Source organism: Paeniglutamicibacter sp. Y32M11 (genome assembly GCF_019285735.1).
Taxonomy (GTDB): domain Bacteria; phylum Actinomycetota; class Actinomycetes; order Actinomycetales; family Micrococcaceae; genus Paeniglutamicibacter.
This window is the reverse complement of record NZ_CP079107.1, coordinates 2,173,750-2,190,015: the sequence shown is the minus strand read 5'-3', so window position 1 is coordinate 2,190,015 and position 16,266 is coordinate 2,173,750. Positions and strand designations below refer to the sequence as shown.

Genomic DNA, 16,266 nt, shown 5'->3' with positions numbered 1-16,266 from the left:
CCCCGTCACTCCCCGCAAAGGGGCACACTATGAGTTGTGTGTGGCACCTGCCTCGGCACTTTCGGCGGCCTCGGAATGTGGGTGCCGGCGCTCGAGCTTGGCGCCCTCGACGTCGATGTCCGGCAGGATTTTCTCCAGCCAGCGCGGCAGCCACCAGGCCTTATCGCCGGCCAAATGCATCAGGGCCGGGATCAGCAGCATGCGCACCACAAAGGCGTCCAGCAGCACGCCAAAGGCCAGTGCGAACCCGATCGGGCGGATCATCGCACTCTCGGCGAAGATGAATCCGCCGAAGACCGAGATCATGATGATCGCCGCGGCAGAGACCACCGCACGTCCGGCCCGAACACCCTTCACGACGGCTAGGCGTGCCGGGGCGCCGTGCACAAAGGCCTCGCGCATCCCGGTGCCCAGGAAGAGCTGGTAGTCCATCGCCAGTCCGAACAGGATCCCGACCAGGAGCGTGGGCAGGAAGCTGAGGATGGGCCCCGGGGTGTCCACGCCGAAGATCGCAGGGAGCCAGCCCCACTGATAGATCGCCACGACGCCGCCCAGTGCGGCGTAGTAGGACAGGATGAAGCCGAGGGTGGCGATGATCGGGACCACGATGGAGCGGAACACCAACAGCAGGATCAGCATCGAAAGCCCGATGACCACCAACAAGTAGAACGGCAGGGCATCGGAGAGTTTCTGCGAGATGTCGACGTTGCCGCTGGCCGAGCCGGCCACCCCGATCGGGTAGGTTCCCTCCAGCGGGGAGAGGTCGCGCAATGAATGCACCAGCTCCTCGGTTGAGACGCTGGTGGGGCCCTGAGCGGGGATGAGTTGAAACGCTGCAACACTCCGGTCCGCCGAGGTGCCGGCGGGCGCGACGGCAACGACGTCGTCCTGGGCGAATAAGACCTCGGCGATGCGTGTTTGGTGGGCCTGGGATTCCTCCTCGGTGGGGGAGCCGGGCAGGTCCGCCACGATCAGCAGCGCGCCGTTTTGCCCCTCACCGAAGCGTTCGGAGATCGCGGAGTAGGCGCGGTACTGGGTGCTTTCGTGGGACTCGGAGGATCCGTCGGGTAGGTTCAGCCGCAGGTCCAGGGCGGGGGTTGCGATCACCAGCAGCACCGCGACGGAGGCGATCGCGGTGAGGATCGCGCCGGCCGTGGACATCGGACGCACGCGGGTCTTGGGTGCCGGTGCCGCGCCAGCATGGGCTGGCGCGGTGCCGGTTGCCAGAGCAGCACGTTCTGAGCGGCTGAGGATTTTTCGTCCCACCAGTGAGAGCAGCGCCGGGGTCAGCGTGATGGCCACCAGCACCGCGATCAGCACGCTGGCCGCGCCGACGGAGCCCATGAGCCCGAGGAACGGGATACGAGTGACGTTCAGCGCCAGCAGGGCGATGAAGACCGTGGCTCCGGCGAAGACCACGGCATTGCCGGAGGTGCCGTTGGCCAGCGCGATGGATTCGCGGACCTCGTAGCCGTCCTTGAGCTGGTGCCGGTGCCGGTTGATGATGAACAGCGAGTAGTCGATGCCCACGGCCAGACCGAGCATCAGGCCCAGCATCGGGGTCACCGAGGACATCTCCAACACGCTGGAGAGCGAGAGGGCGCCGAGTGCGCCGATCCCCACGCCCACCAGCGCGGTGAGCAGGGGCAACCCGGCGCCGATGAAGGTGCCCAGCATCAGCACCAGCACGATGCCGGCCACAACAAGCCCGATGGCCTCACCGGGCCCGAAAACGCTGGGGACACCCTGAGTGATCTCGGAGGAGAAATCGAATTGCACGCCGTCCACGTCGGCGTTTTCAAAGAGCGCCACCAAGGCATCCTTGGTTTCTTGCGTGATGTCCATCTGGGCGGCGGTGAAGACCACCATGGTGATGGCAGCGCCTCCGTCCTGTGAAACCGTGCGAATTTCGGCGGCCATGTTCAGCATCGATTCGCCCTGCTCGAGCTTGGTGGCTTCCTGATCCAGTTTCGCGCGGTTGTCCTGGAGCGTGGCACGCCCGGCGTCCAGCTTCTTGGTGGCGGCGTCAAGTTGCGCTTGCTGCCGCTCGAACTCGGCCTTGGCCTGCTCGTACATCCCTGCCGCACGCGCCTGCGCGATTGCGGCGGTAAGTTGCTTTTGGCCAGCGGCCAGTTGCGTCTCGGATTTCTTCAGTTCGGTGTCGCCGGCGTCGAGCCGCGCCCTGGCGTCGGCCAGCTGTAAGCTACCGTCCTTGATCGCTGCTGCCGAATCGGCGCGCTGCGCTTCGGTGGTGAATGGATCGATGACCGTTTCGACACCCTCGATTGTGGCAGCGTCGGCCGTGAGGGTGCCGATGGCTTTCTGCTGGGCATCGGTGAACGGTTGGCCATCGGTGCTCTGCGCGATGATATTTCCGGTTCCACCGGAGGCGGAGGGGAACTCCGCGGCCAGCCGGTCGGTCACCTCTGCGGTGGGGGTTCCCGGGATCGACATGCTGCTCGAGAGGGTGCCTCCGCCGATGGAAAAAGCCACCGCCGCCAAGAGTAGGAGCGCGATCCACGCGGCAATGATTTTTCGTGCGTGGTGCGCTGATCCGCGTCCCAGACGATAGAGAAATTCGGCCATGATGTCCTTCAAATTGGTCAAGCGGGAGAAAAAATGGGGACGCGTTAGCGTGCTCCGAAACCGTTTCTCAGGGATTCGAGGAGAGTCTCGACGAGCTCGGTCCACGTACTGCGGGTTTGCACGGTGTCAAAAGCGCCGCACTCGATGAACCATTGTTGATAGATCACCAGCAGGCCGCTGGTCAGCGATCCGACCAACAGGTTGATCCGGAGCGCCTTGGCTCCCGGATGGCGCCTTTGCATCTCAGCAGCGAGGCCCGTACTGATTTCGGTGAACGTCCGGGCGGCCAGCAGTGCCTGCTTGGGGGTCGGCTCGGGTTCGTCGCCGCCCAGCACGCGGGTCAGGTAGACCATGGGCGGCACGAGATCGGTGGAGCGCACAGTTTCGGCCAGGTCCTCGAACATTGAGGACCCGGGGTCCTCGGGGATCGTGGCAAGCCGCTCCACGACGGCGCCGAGTTCGATGCCGAACACGGCGATCACCACGTCGTCAATGGAGGCAAAGTGGTTAAAGACGGTTCGGCGTGACACGTCCGCGCGGGCAGCTAGTTCGTCAACGGAGAACACACTGGATTCACGTTCACGCATGATGGCTGCCGCTGCACCGAGGATGGCGCGGCGGTGTTTGTTCTTGATGTCGGCACGTCGATCTACGGCCGGTGTTGATGGACTCACCCACTTACACTAAGTGCAACGTTGCATTCAGTGCAAGTTGAGTCGGCGCTCAGCGCGCCGACACCATGTGGTGGCATCCAGGGGGTCAGCCAGATGGCCTCCGCCCCGGGGTACAGCAAAGGCCCCGTCGTACCGCTGGCCTGTGATGGTCAACAGGCTATTTGCGGTTCGAGCGGGGCCTTGGGTGATGCTGCCGAGCTGTCTACCAGGGGGAGGGTTCGTAGTCCTTCAGGAAGCAACCGTAAAGGTCGATGCCGCGTTCCCCGTCAACGATGGGCTGGTAAACCCGCGCCGCGCCGTCGATCAAGTCCAGCGGCGCATGCCAGCCCTCGGCCACCATGCGGACCTTGGAATCGTGTGGCCGCTCATCGGTGATCCAGCCGGTATCTACCGCGGACATCAAGATCCGATCGGTCTGCAGCATTTCCTCGGCGCTGGTGCGTGTGAGCATGTTCAGCGAGGCCTTGGCCATATTGGTGTGCGGATGGCCGGCACCCTTGTAGCGGCGGGAGAACTGACCTTCCATGGCCGAGACGTTCACGATGTACTTGCGGTGCGCGTCGCTTGCCGCCAGCGCCGGGCGCAGGCGCGAGGCCAGCAGGAACGGGGCGGTGACGTTACACAGCTGAACCTCCAGCATTTCCAGCGCGTCGACATCTCCCAAGATCTGCGTCCAGGAGTTCTCGGTGACCACATCGGGCACCAGACCGCCGGCATCGATGGCGGTTCCCGCGGCGATCCGCTCCAGCGTGGCGGAACCTGCTGTCATTGCCAGATCGGCCACCGCTTGTGCGTCGTAGCTCGTGTTCGTCGCCGGAACCAGCAGCGCTGAGTCCTCCAGACGGAAGGCACTGGCCAGGGCGCGCGGATGCTCGGAGGGCGGATTGGCCTCGCCCCACACCTCGGGGCCACCTGCCACAAATTCAAGTTCGGCCGGAAGCGGCTGGGTTTCGGACTCCACCAGATGCAGGTACGAGTTCGAGGTGCGTCGGACGGTCTGCGCCGCGTTGTTAATCAGGATGTCCAGTGGCCCCTCGGCCGCAATGCGATCGGCGAGGGAAATGACCTGGGAGGGATCACGCAAATCGATACCCACGATGCGCAGTCGGTGAATCCAGTCCGCGGAGTCCTCCAACGCGGCAAAACGCCGGGCAGCATCGCGCGGGAAGCGCGTGGTGATGGTGGTGTGGGCACCATCGCGCAGCAAACGCAGGGCGATGTGCATGCCAATCTTGGCTCGGCCACCGGTGAGCAGGGCACGCTTGCCGCTCAAGTCGGCGCGGGCGTCACGGCGTTCGCGGCCGGCTGCAGCACACTCGGGGCACAGGTAATGGTGGAAGGCATCCACCGTGGTGTAGCGCTTCTTGCAAATGTAGCAACCACGCGGCTTGATGTACTCACCGGCCGTGTGCTCATCGGTCGGGGTGCTCAGATCCAGCCCCAAGGTCTCATCATCCAGGCGCTGGGGGGAGCCGGTGGCGGTCCGCTCAACAACCGCGCGATCGGCGGCGTTGATGGCCGAGCGCTTTTCGTTCTTGCGGTGTCGTTTGGCGGACTTAAACATCTTTCCGGTGGCTCGGCGCACGGCGATGTGACGCTCGTCTTCCGGTTCTAGCCGGTGAACCAAACCCAGCACCTTGATGGCGGCCTCGAGCTCGGCAGCGGTGAAAAGATCGTCGTTGTTGACCAGATCGGCCTCAGGAAATTTCTCAGTCATGTCGCCATCAAGTCTACCGGGCGTGCCCCGGGAGCACGCTACCGCGTCGGTGCATGGGATCAACCACACTTCGTGGCCAGAACAAGGCCCCCGTGAGGTGCAGGATTGGCTAGGGAAAGGTTGTAGCATGAGTGCATGATCAATTCACGGAGTTTTGCTTGGTGGCGTTCCAACTAGGAACCGCCCCTTTTCGTGTTAGAAATCAGGCCGTTCGCATGGACGGTCTTTTTTGTGCCCCAAAGCAAGGGGTATGGTGCCAATCCACGCGGACGGTGTCATCCTCCAGCCATCAGGAGCACCACATGCACGATCACCAGCTATCCCCACCATTATCAATGCTCAGCACGGATCCGGCTGCGGAGCAGGGATCATCGCTCGAACACCAGCTTCGGGATCATCCCGAGCGTTTCCGGGTCCTCACCGGCGATCGACCGACGGGGTCATTGCACCTCGGCCACTATTTCGGCACGCTGCAGAATCGTGTCCGACTACAAAACCTCGGTGTTGAGTCCTTTGTCCTGATCGCCGACTACCAGGTACTGACAGACCGGGACGTGGCCAAAAACCTCGAACCGGCCGTCCACGGATTGGTTTTGGACTACTTGGCGGTGGGTATCGATCCACTATGCACCACCATTTTCACGCACAGCGCCATCGCTGCCCTCAACCAATTACTACTCCCGTTCCTCTCTCTGGTCTCGGTCGCGGAATTAGAACGCAATCCCACCGTTAAGGATGAGATAACGCATTCGAAGCAGTCCTCGGTCAGCGGTCTTATGTTCACCTATCCGGTGCATCAGGCAGCCGACATCTTGTTCTGTAAGGCCAATGTGGTGCCGGTCGGCAAAGATCAGCTGCCGCACCTTGAACTCACGCGCACCATCGCGCGGCGGTTTAACACCCGTTATGCCTCGGAACAGAGGATCTTCGCCGAACCTGCCGCCTTACTCTCCGCCGCTCCACTGCTGTTGGGCACCGACGGCGGAAAGATGAGCAAGAGCCGCGGTAACGCGGTGGCGTTGGCGGATGATGCCGATACAACTGCTCGCCTGATACGTGGCGCTAAAACGGATTCCCTTCGGAAGATTTCCTACGACCCCGAGCACCGGCCGGAAGTCTCCAGCCTTGTTTTGCTCGCTGCGCTGTGTCAGGGCAAAGACCCACACGAGGTTGCCGAAGAGCTCGGCTCCTCTGGTTCGGGCGCCCTGAAATCTCTGGTCATCGACGCGGTTAACGAGCATCTGGCGCCAATCAGGGCGCGGCGGATCGAACTGGCAAAAGACCCGGGTTACCTCCGTGATGTCCTGCGGGCCGGCAATGAACGTGCCAATGATGTCGCCGAGCTGACCCTAGAAGAAGTCAGAAAGGCCATGAAGACCTACTACTGAAGAGCTGGCGGGAGGCCGGAAGAGACTTCAATTGCCCCGGCACCCCCGAAAGACAGCAGCGGCGGATACGAGGTACTCGTATCCGCCACCAGTGTTACCCGCCGGGGGCAACCGTTATTTCACAGTATTACTGATTTTTGGCCTTCAGTGCTGCCAGCCGAGCCTCGATCTCCGAAGGCTGCGGTGCCTCTTCGAGGGCGTCTGCGGCGGGTGCCTCTTCCAGCACGTTCTTCTGTCCCTTCATCAGGGCCAAACGCGCCTCAACCTCGGTGCTCTCACCCAAATCCTCAAGGGAGGCGAACTGGGCGTCCAGGGAGGAAGACGCCAGTTCCGCAGCACCACGCACGCGGGCTTCATCCGAACGAATCTTGGACTCGAAGCGCCCAATCTCCGATGTCGGATCACTCATGTCCAGGGCCTTTACGGCATCCATCATTTGGCCCTGAGTCTTGGCGTTGCGGGCACGAGCCACCAGCTCATCACGCTTCGAGACCAGTTCCTGGCGCTTGGTTGACATGGTGGTCAGACCGGTCTTGAGCTGCTCCACAATCTTGCGCTGCGACTCGATGCTCGGCGCGGTGGAAGAAGCCTTCTTTTCACTTGCCATTTGACGCTGAATGGCCAACGTCGCCAACTTGTTAAACTTCTCGGCATTTGCGCCGTCACCCGATGCCGCAAATTCCTCCGCCTTATTGGATGCGGCCAGTGCCTTGGCGCCCCACTCCTTGGCCTCGGTTAGGGCGATCGTGTGGTCTTCCTCCATCATGCGCAGGTTCCCAATCGTCTGAGCGACGGCGGTTTCGGCTTCTGCGATGTTGTTGCTGTAGTCGCGAACCTGCTGATCCAGCATCTTCTGCGGATCTTCCAAGGCATCCAATGCCGCATTGGCGTTGGACTTTCCAATGCGGAAAAGGCGGGAAAAAATAGAGTTCTTCGTCATGAGGGAGTAAGGCCCTTTCATCAGCCGGTTTGCAACAATTCTATGCGACATGAGCTGCGTGGCGAACCTCTTGCGGGATGTTGGGCACCGCATGAACACCTAATTTATTGCCCCCGTGCCCCCGAGATGCTTGGGTTGGGTCTATGGTGTCCCAATCTAGCTCCGTGATTTGGCCGGTAGTCCACGCCGAACGCCGAGCCCTACTCCACGATGTTCGATCGCTAACGGCCGAAGGCTGGCGCGTCACCTCGCTGTGTGAGGGCTGGGACGTGCACGACGTGGTGGCGCACCTGATTGACAGTGCCAGGACCACTCGATGGGGCTTCGTGCGGCGAATGGCTCTGGCTAGATTCGATTTTGATGAGGACAACGCTCGTGGGGTGTCCAAGGAACGAGGCGAGAATCCCTCGGCGACCTTGACCGCCTTCCAAGAGATTCTCGATTTCACCCGCACCCCGCCGGCACACCTCGCCACCAGATTGGTTGAGGCATTTGTCCATGGGGAAGACATCCGTGTGCCACTGGGCATCGTTCGTGATTACCCGGTTGAACACGTGGCCACGGCGCTGCGCTATCAGCTGGCAACCAGCGCCAAGCTCGGCGGAGGCAGGGAATTGGCACGGGGGTACACGCTGGCTGCCACGGATATCGATCTCGTGCACGGGAGTGGACCGGAGGTCCGCGGCTCCGCGCTCAGCCTACTTCTGGCGGTCTCTGGGCGTGTTGCCACGCGAAATTCACTGACCGGGCCCGGCGCCGCGAGCTTCGGTGACCGAATCATCCGGTAAGGAGCAGGTCGATTTCCCTAAAAGAGAAGCTGGGGGCGCGGTGGTTCGGTAGGTGTTAACCCACCAAACCAGCGCGCCCCCAGCTCTTGGTGTGACGGAGTGACTACTTCTTGGCAGTCGGCTCGTGTGCCATCTTCTTGGCCGCCTTTTCGCGGGCGATCAACACCTTTTCATCCAGCGGCGCATCCGCGCTGGCACGCAGCTTGCGGTAGTACTCCTGAGCCTCGTCCTGGCGCTCGGCTTCGCCACCGTTGGCGATGGTGGCCCGCAGGTGCTCCGGGCCGTAACCGAAGGCGTCCACCAGATCCTGGGCGTGCGGGCGCACCCGAGCCAGCAGGATATTGATGTAGCCGCTCAGCGTACGAGCCCGCTGCATCGAGAGGCGTCCGTTCATCAGGTACCAGCCGAGGTTCTCCTCGATCAGTGATAGCGCGTAGATATCACGCAGCCAGGTCAGCACGGTACGGGTACCGGCATCCGGAGTCTTGGCCAGGGCGCGAGTGAAGGCCTCCCAGCGCAGCAGTTCGCCGTGCGCGCGGGCCGCAGCGATGAGCGCATCCTGCTTTTCGTTGAAGGCAGCGGCCGAGGCGGCACGGTCCTTGGGGTTGACCCCACGCAGGGCATCGGCGATCTCGGCGACCATGGTGTTGATCCGGTCGGTGAGCAGCGCCCGCTGGTTGGCCTCGTCCTTGAAGAAGTTCGCGCTCTTGCGCTCGTTCCCGGTATCGGCGATGAACTGGCCGACCGAGCGCAGCCCGGTGCGGTGCAGTGCCACGTTTTCTGCCTGCTTCACCACGTAGCGGGCCAGGACGCCGGCGTTAAGTTGGCGGAACTCCTGGCCGTAGTCGGTCAGCAGGCGTTTGCCCACCAGCTGCAGCAGGATGTTGTTATCACCCTCGAAGGTGACGTAGATGTCCAGGTCCGCGCGCAGGGCGGTGAAACGGTTTTCTGCAATGAAGCCGGAACCGCCGCAGGCCTCGCGGGCTTCCTGCAGCGTGTCGAGTGCATCCCAGGTGCTCAGCGGCTTGAGTGCCGCGGCCAGCGTCTCAAGATCCTGACGATCCGCGTCGGTGTCGGTGGCTCCGGAGAACACGCCGTCGAACTTCTCCAGCAATTCCTCGTGGGCGAAGGATGACGCGTAGGTGCGCGCCAGTCGGGGGAGCAACCGGCGCTGGTGGCGCTGGTAGTCCATGATCGTTTCCTCGTGGGTGTCCGAGGAGGCGTTAAACTGGCGGCGCTGATTACCGTAGGTCACGGCAATCTGCAGGGCGATCTTCGAGGCGGCGGTGGCCGCACCGTCCAGCGATACACGGCCCTGGACCAGAGTGCCGAGCATGGTGAAGAAGCGCCGGCCCGGGGAGTGGATGGGGGAGGAGTAGGTGCCGTCCTCGGTGACGTTTCCGTAGCGGTTGAGCAAATGGGTGCGCGGGATGCGGACATTGTCGAAGTGCAACCGACCGTTGTCGATGCCGTTGAGTCCGCCCTTCAGCCCGTCGTCGAGGCCGCCGACACCGGGCAGGAATCCGTTCTCATCACGAATGTCCGTGTAGAAGGCATGAACGCCGTGATTAACTCCCTTGGTGATCAGTTGGGCGAAGACCACGGCTGCCTTGCCGTGCACACCGGCATTGCCCAAGTATTCCTTCCATGCGGCCTTGAACGGCGTGTTGATGACAAATTCCTGCGCCGCCACATCGTAAGTAGCGGTGGTGCCGATGGAGGCCACATCGGATCCATGTCCGATCTCTGTCATGGCGAAGGCACCGGGGATCTCCAGGGACATGATGCCCGGCAGCCACTTATTGTGGTGCTCTTCGGTGCCAAGGTGGAGCACCGCGCAGCCGAAGAGACCCCACTGCACGCCGGCCTTGATCTGCAGGGAGGGATCTGCGGTGACAAGTTCTTCAAAGCTGGCGATGGATCCACCGTGATTATCTTCCCCGCCGAGGTGCTTGGGGAAGGCGCGGTGGACGGACTTGGCGTTGACTAGCTCTTGGAGCTGGGCAAAAACACGATCGCGGTGATCGTCCATGCTCAGTCCCGGGGTGCCACGCAGGGCCTCGGAACCGGCCAGTGCGCGGGCTTCTTTGCGGATTGCGGCCCAGTTGCCCAGCAGTTGCTCGCCGAGGGCTGCAACATCGATGCTCACGTTGGTGGTTTCTGCGGAAAGTTGTTCGGTGCTCACGGGCGTTTCTGCCTTTCGATCGGGAGATGCTGCGGGGATGGATCAACGAAGGGGACAAACAAAAAATCGTGGGGCCAGGAAATTAACCGGGCGGTTGGTGGGTCACTCCATGGGTTAACCACGCGGTGATGGCGGTGGCTAATTCCTGAATGGACGGACGCTGACTGCCCGCCGGCGCCCGGAGCCACAGTTCACCGGCGGCCCTGACCATGCCGATCGACGCGCGTGGCCAGAGTTCTAGTGCCGCGGATGCCGTGTGACCCTCCGGGATACCCATATAGGAATGCATTCGGGTACGCATCATGGCGGTGAGCTCATCAAAGAAGTTGTTCAATGCGTTCGCCCCGCTATCGGGTTCCAGCTCGGCACTGGGGTTGGTCAGGATGTCGGCGGAGGGTACCGCGGTGACAAAGAAGTAGATGTTCGGTGAGGTGGAAGCCATCTGCAGGTAGGCGAGCACCATGGCGTGCAGTGCTTCGCTTTCCCCCGATGAGCTGCGCCCGGCGGCGATGACCTGGGCGCGGAAGTTGGTGATGACGTATTCACCCAGGGCCGCACGCAATCCCTCCTTGTCACCGAAATAGCGGTAAAAGACCGACTTCGAGGTGTTGGCCGCGGCGGCAATGTCTTCCATCGACGCGCCGGGACCCAGCAGGTGGATGGTGCGTCGCGCCAGCTTGATCAGCTCCAGACGCCGAGCGGCACGGTGGCTGTCCCAGCGGGCAGAGCGACCATCACCGGCTGAATCCGGTGTGGTTGCTGGGGCGTTTGAGGCTTGCAGGTTGTTCACGATACCCAGCGTATCAGGTACGCTGGGTATCAGTAATCCATCTCACATCTGCCCCGAGGAGCAATAGAGCATGTCGCAAGCAGCACAGAGCATCCGTCCCGCCGTCGTCATCGGCGGAAACCGCATCCCGTTCGCCCGGTCCAACGGCGCGTATTCCCGCGCGAGCAATCAGGACATGTTGACCGCAGCGCTTGATGGCCTCGTGGCACGATTCGGGCTGCAGGGCCAGCGCATCGGCGCCGTCTCGGGTGGTGCGGTACTGAAGCATTCCAAGGACTTTAACTTGATGCGCGAATGCGTGCTCGGCACCTCACTGTCCGCCGACACTCCCGCCTACGACGTGCAAATGGCCTGCGCCACCGGCATGGAAGCCATCGGTTCGCTGGCGAACAAGATCAAGCTGGGCCAGCTGGATTCGGGCATCGGCGGCGGCGTTGATACCACCTCGGACGCGCCCATCGCCGTCTCGGAGGGATTGCGGCAGATACTCCTGGACCTTTCTCGGGCACGGTCAACCAGCGCGAAGCTGAAGGCACTGTCCAAGTTCCGCCCCCGCGACTTGGCGCCCAATGCACCGGGTACCGGCGAGCCACGCACCGGAATGTCCATGGGTGATCACCAGTCGATCACCACCAAGGCGTGGAACATCACCCGTGTTGCGCAGGACGAATTGGCCCTGGCCAGCCACAAGAACCTGGCCGCCGCCTACGAGCGCAACTTCTTTGATGATCTGATCACGCCCTTCGCCGGCGTCACCAAGGACACCAACATGCGGGGCGATTCGACGCTGGAAAAGCTCGCAAGCCTCAAGCCCGCCTTTGGTAAGAACCTGGGGGCCGATGCCACCATGACCGCGGGAAACTCCACCCCGCTCACCGATGGTGCCTCCGTGGTCCTGCTCGGTTCCGAAGACTACGCGCGCGAGCACGAACTACCGATGCTGGCCAACTTTGTTGACTTTGAGGCGGCAGCGGTGGACTTCGTCCATGGCGCCGAGGGCCTACTGATGGCCCCGGCCTATGCCGTCGCCCGCATCCTGGAGCGCAACAACCTCACCCTGCAGGATTTCGACTTCTACGAAATCCACGAGGCCTTCGCCGGCACCGTGCTTTCCACCCTGGCCGCCTGGGAAGATGCCGACTTCTGCAAGAACAAGTTGGGACTTGATGCACCACTGGGCGCGATCGATCGCTCCAAACTCAACGTGAACGGCTCCTCGCTGGCCGCCGGCCACCCCTTCGCCGCTACCGGGGGCCGACTGGTTGCCACGCTGGCAAAAATGCTGCACGAAAAGGGCTCGGGCCGTGGCCTCATATCCGTCTGTGCCGCCGGCGGACAAGGCATCGTCGCGATTCTTGAGGCGCGCTAATCATGGCCGATAAGTATCTAGAACTCGTGAATTCCGGCTTCACCAAGAAGCTCGCCGCCACTCTTGGCCTGCCGCGACCGGCCGTCTTGCGTCGGCATGTGCCGGGGGCACCGTTGGTGCCCGGTGTGGTGCTGCTGCTCGGAGAATCTTCCGGCGCGCAGGCGCTGGCCGATGTGTTGCTGGGCTGGGGGCTGGAGGTTCGCCGACACAGTGCCGGGCAGGAACGCCTCGGTGCCATCATCTTGCTACTCGATGAGGTCAGTACCCCGGCGGACCTTTCCGCGCCGATGCTCTTGGCCGGTTCCGCGCTGCGCGGGCTGGTACCGGGAGGTCGCGTGGTGTCTTTCTCTCGGCCGGCGCTTGCCACCGATGCACCCGCCCTTGCCGCGGTGCGTCAGGGCATCGACGGATCGATTCGTTCGGTGGGCCGCGAGCTGCGCGGTGGCGCCACCGCCAACGGCATTGTGCTCACCGGCGAGCTGTCACCGGTGGTTCCCTCCGCCCTGGCTGCCCTGCGCTTCTTGCTCTCCGGGCGCAGCGCCTATGTTGATGGACAGTTCCTGACGATCAGCACCGATGCGGGAGTGGCACCCGAGCAGCAGGCGGCACCGCTGGCCGGCAAGGTCGCCGTGGTTACGGGAGCCGCTCGCGGTATTGGTGCGGCCATTGCGAACACGCTGCACCGCGACGGTGCCACGGTGGTAGTGGTTGACGTCCCGGCAGCCGGGGACGCCCTGGCCAAGGTCGCCAATCAGATTTCGGGCACCGCCCTGCAGCTGGACATCACCCGCGCGGATGCCGGGGCGAAGATCATTGAGCATGCGCTCTCTCGGCACGGCTCGCTGGACATCGTCATCCACAATGCCGGGATCACCCGGGATAAGTTGCTCGCCAATATGGACACGGCACGCTGGGACTCGGTGATCGCCGTGAACATCTCCTCGCAATTGGCCATGAATGAGGCGTTCCTCGCCGCCAAGCTTCCGGGCCTGCGTGTTGTTTCACTCGCTTCAACCTCCGGCATTGCCGGGAATCGCGGGCAGTCAAACTACGCCGCATCAAAGGGTGGCGTCATCGGCATGGTGCGTGCCTCGGCCGCTGCCTTCGCCGAGGCCGGCGGCAGCATCAATGCCGTTGCCCCCGGATTCATCGAAACCGAGATGACAGCAAAGATCCCGGTCGCCACACGCACCGTCGCCCGGATGCTCATGCCCTCGCTCATGCAGGGCGGGTTGCCGATTGATGTTGCCGAGGCCATCGGGTTCCTCGCCTCCGATTCAGCCGCTGGCATCAACGGAAGCACCCTGCGGGTGTGCGGCCAGTCGTTGGTGGGAGCATGAGTGAGCTCAGCACCCTAATCCTGCCGGCCGCTCCATCCTTGGGTTCGCTCTATGCCAAGGCGGCGGCGGGAAAATTGCGTGAGTTGCTGCCCGGTAGCAAACCCGCGGCCCGGGCGGTGCCCCAGGTTGAGCATCGGCTGGAGCGTCTGCCCATCGATGGGCAGAAGTTGGTGGACTACCAGCGGTTGATGGGGGACACCGTACGTGATGAACTCCCCAGCGTGTTTGTGCACGGGATCGTTTTCCCGCTGGCCATGTCGGTGCTGGTCCGTGAGGACTTCCCCCTGCCACTGCTGGGCATGGTGCACCTGAGTAACGCGGTCACGCACCTCGTGCCGATTGCTCCGTCTGCGGCGCTTTCGGCGGTGGCCCACGCACAGAACTTGCGCGGCCACCGCGCGGGAACCCAAATTGATCTACTGGTAGAGGTCAGCGACGGTACCGAAGTTGTCTGGCGCTCGGTCTCAACCTATCTGGCGCGGGGCGTGTTCCTGGGCGAGCGACCAAGTGACAAAGCTCAACCACACCAGGAGTTCACCCATCCAACGCGTACCGCCTCATGGCGGTTGGGTGCCGCAACGGGACGTGAATACGCGGCCGTTTTGGGGGACTACAACCCGATCCATCTCTCGGCACCATCCGCCAAGGTATTGGGCATGAAGAGCGCCATCGCGCACGGCATGTACCTGGCCGGTCGGGCGCTTGCCGGCGCCGCGCCGCACGGGACTGGCTACGCGTGGGAGATCAGCTTTGCAACCCCGGTATTCCTGCCTTCCACGGTTGACGTCGCCATCACGGACGGAGTCGACAACACTGCGTTCAGCGGGTGGGGATCACGTAGCGGCAAACCGCATTTCAATGGAACTGTGACGCCATTGGCCTGAGCCTCAACTGCATCAATATTTGAGCACTCGGCGGCACCCACAGGTGGCTCGCCCGCAGAAAATCGGGCGAGCCACCTGAGCCATACCCGGCACCGTCCGAGTCACTGATGAGCACGGAGTTGACCTTCACCGCGGGCTAGTTGTCCTCGAGCGCGCGAACATAGGAGTTGATGGCCGCTGCGGCAGTCTTTTCCCAACCATGATCCGCAGCAAATGCCGCCGCGTTTTCACCCAGCATGGAACGTAATGGCTCATCGGTGGCCAGCAAGGCCAGGGCCTTGGCCCAGGTGACCGGATCGGCCTCATCAACCAAGATCCCCGTCTGTCCGTCTCGCACAGCGTGCGGCAGACCACCAACGCGGCGGGCCAGCACCGGAGTGCCACAGGCTTGTGCTTCCAATGCGACCAGGCCAAAGGACTCGCTGTAGGAGGGCACCGCGACGACATCTGCGCCCCGGAACGCCTTGGCCAGATGAGCTGCGGGCATCGGCAGGGAGAAACGCACCAGGTGTTCAACACCCTCGGCCTCCACCAGTTTTTGCAGATTCAATTCCTTTGACCCCGAGCGTGCGCCAATCACCGAAAGTTTCACGTCGAGTTCCTCTCGTTCCCGGGACAGAATCCCTAGCGCGCGAACCAGGATTTGTGGTCCCTTAAGTTTCTGGATGCGTCCGGCAAAAACAACGCGCAGCGAATTAGGGATGGACTGCCGAGCCGCACATACCCCGGGGTGGAACGTCGTGAGATCCACGCCGGGTTCAACGATGTCGACGTTGTGCAGCTCTGCCCCGTATAAATCAACAAGCTCCTGAATCTCGGCCGGAGTATTTGCGGTGAGCCGCGCCGCCTCGGCACAAATCAGCATTTCGCCTCGAATCCGAGCACTTGACTCCTCGGTGTCGGCCGAGAGCTTCTTGACCTTTCCCATGGTGTGCATGGTGTGCACCAGCGGCACCTTCCACGCCTCGCTCAGCTCCAACCCAACAACCCCGGAGAGCCAATAGTGCGAATGAATGACGTCGTAGGGGGCAAAGTTGGCGGCGTAGTGCTGGATCGCCAGTGCTACGGCGGGAAGATGCTCGGCAAGGTGCTCCTTGCTGAGTTTTCCCAGTGGACCCGCCTGAACCTCGTGGCAGGTGACGCCGTCACCGATTCCTGTGACAGTGGTGGTGCTCGCCCCACGAACGAAGATGTCTACGTGGACTCCGCGTGCGGCGAGGGCCAGGGCCAAATGTCGGATGTAGACGTTCATTCCACCGGCATCCCCGGATCCGGGTTGTTCCAGTGGGGAAGTGTGTAGGGAGATCATCGCGACGCGCTGGGGGAGTGCTGAAGATTCAGACATGGGGAGTTTCTGGCCGCCTACGAATGTGAACAGGGGTGGATATGGCGCTGATGCCACTGCGCTCCGCGGTAACGAAGGTATGGGCCAGCACCACCATCCTACGTAGCTGCACCCGGGAGTCGCGAGGATCGCCTGTGAGGCTCCCGAACAGCACTTTTCACGCTTTGGATATGACGCTGGTCACAGATTTGGTGCAAACACCCGATTTCGACCCTCAAAAACCGCAAATACCCTTGTAAATAGGGGGTTTTTGCTCAAAG

Annotated in this window: 12 protein-coding genes; 5 read left to right on the top strand and 7 right to left on the bottom strand. The window is 62.6% G+C overall.

Going from position 1 to position 16,266, the window contains the following annotated elements; translation table 11 throughout:
• Nucleotides 1-27 precede the first annotated feature (27 nt).
• From KUF55_RS09635 to KUF55_RS09625, 3 genes are all read right to left on the bottom strand, one after another.
• On the bottom strand, nt 28-2,586 hold the full coding sequence (locus KUF55_RS09635) for an MMPL family transporter (protein WP_218816493.1): 2,559 nt from the start codon (nt 2,584-2,586) through the stop codon (nt 28-30).
• Nucleotides 2,587-2,630: 44 nt separating this feature from the next.
• Entirely contained in the window at nt 2,631-3,260 is a 630-nt protein-coding gene (locus tag KUF55_RS09630; RefSeq protein WP_218816492.1) for a TetR/AcrR family transcriptional regulator, read from the bottom strand.
• A 202-nt stretch (nt 3,261-3,462) separates the two neighbouring features.
• Nucleotides 3,463-4,977: an SDR family NAD(P)-dependent oxidoreductase gene (locus tag KUF55_RS09625; protein WP_218816491.1), complete on the bottom strand. Its 1,515-nt coding sequence runs from the start codon at nt 4,975-4,977 to the stop codon at nt 3,463-3,465.
• A 302-nt stretch (nt 4,978-5,279) separates the two neighbouring features.
• On the opposite strand from KUF55_RS09625, the gene trpS reads away from it, so the two are divergent.
• Nucleotides 5,280-6,365 (top strand): tryptophan--tRNA ligase, encoded by a 1,086-nt coding sequence (gene trpS, locus KUF55_RS09620; RefSeq protein WP_218816490.1) that lies wholly within the window; start codon nt 5,280-5,282, stop codon nt 6,363-6,365.
• A gap of 127 nt (nt 6,366-6,492) precedes the next feature.
• Here the strand turns inward: trpS and KUF55_RS09615 are convergent, their stop codons facing one another.
• Nucleotides 6,493-7,305: a PspA/IM30 family protein gene (locus KUF55_RS09615; RefSeq protein ID WP_132357733.1), complete on the bottom strand. Its 813-nt coding sequence runs from the start codon at nt 7,303-7,305 to the stop codon at nt 6,493-6,495.
• 143 nt (nt 7,306-7,448) lie between these two features.
• Here KUF55_RS09615 and KUF55_RS09610 point away from each other — a divergent pair, with 143 nt between their 5' ends.
• Complete coding sequence (locus KUF55_RS09610; protein ID WP_218816489.1) at nt 7,449-8,093, top strand: maleylpyruvate isomerase family mycothiol-dependent enzyme; 645 nt, start codon at nt 7,449-7,451, stop codon at nt 8,091-8,093.
• A 103-nt stretch (nt 8,094-8,196) separates the two neighbouring features.
• On the opposite strand, the gene KUF55_RS09605 is transcribed toward KUF55_RS09610, so the two are convergent.
• Together KUF55_RS09605 and KUF55_RS09600 are read right to left on the bottom strand one after the other, a co-directional pair.
• A complete protein-coding gene (locus tag KUF55_RS09605) occupies nt 8,197-10,278 on the bottom strand; it encodes an acyl-CoA dehydrogenase (RefSeq protein ID WP_218816488.1) in 2,082 nt (693 codons plus the stop codon).
• An 82-nt stretch (nt 10,279-10,360) separates the two neighbouring features.
• Nucleotides 10,361-11,068 carry a TetR/AcrR family transcriptional regulator gene (locus KUF55_RS09600; protein ID WP_218816487.1) on the bottom strand — a complete coding sequence of 236 codons (708 nt, stop codon included), beginning with the start codon at nt 11,066-11,068 and terminating at the stop codon, nt 10,361-10,363.
• A 70-nt stretch (nt 11,069-11,138) separates the two neighbouring features.
• Here KUF55_RS09600 and KUF55_RS09595 point away from each other — a divergent pair, with 70 nt between their 5' ends.
• From KUF55_RS09595 to KUF55_RS09585, 3 genes are read left to right on the top strand one after another with little or no spacing between them, the layout of a single operon-like run.
• The gene (locus KUF55_RS09595; protein ID WP_218816486.1) at nt 11,139-12,437 is read left to right on the top strand and encodes an acetyl-CoA C-acetyltransferase; all 1,299 of its coding nucleotides are present in this window, start codon (nt 11,139-11,141) and stop codon (nt 12,435-12,437) included.
• A 2-nt stretch (nt 12,438-12,439) separates the two neighbouring features.
• The gene (locus KUF55_RS09590) at nt 12,440-13,777 is read left to right on the top strand and encodes a 3-oxoacyl-ACP reductase (protein ID WP_218816485.1); all 1,338 of its coding nucleotides are present in this window, start codon (nt 12,440-12,442) and stop codon (nt 13,775-13,777) included.
• Nucleotides 13,774-14,661, top strand: coding sequence for a MaoC family dehydratase (locus KUF55_RS09585; protein WP_218816484.1), 888 nt, complete (start codon nt 13,774-13,776; stop codon nt 14,659-14,661). The genes KUF55_RS09590 and KUF55_RS09585 overlap by 4 nt, the downstream gene beginning before the upstream one ends.
• A gap of 136 nt (nt 14,662-14,797) precedes the next feature.
• Here KUF55_RS09585 and KUF55_RS09580 read toward each other — a convergent pair whose 3' ends face one another.
• Nucleotides 14,798-16,006, bottom strand: coding sequence for a glycosyltransferase (locus tag KUF55_RS09580; protein WP_132357719.1), 1,209 nt, complete (start codon nt 16,004-16,006; stop codon nt 14,798-14,800).
• Nucleotides 16,007-16,266: the final 260 nt, after the last annotated feature.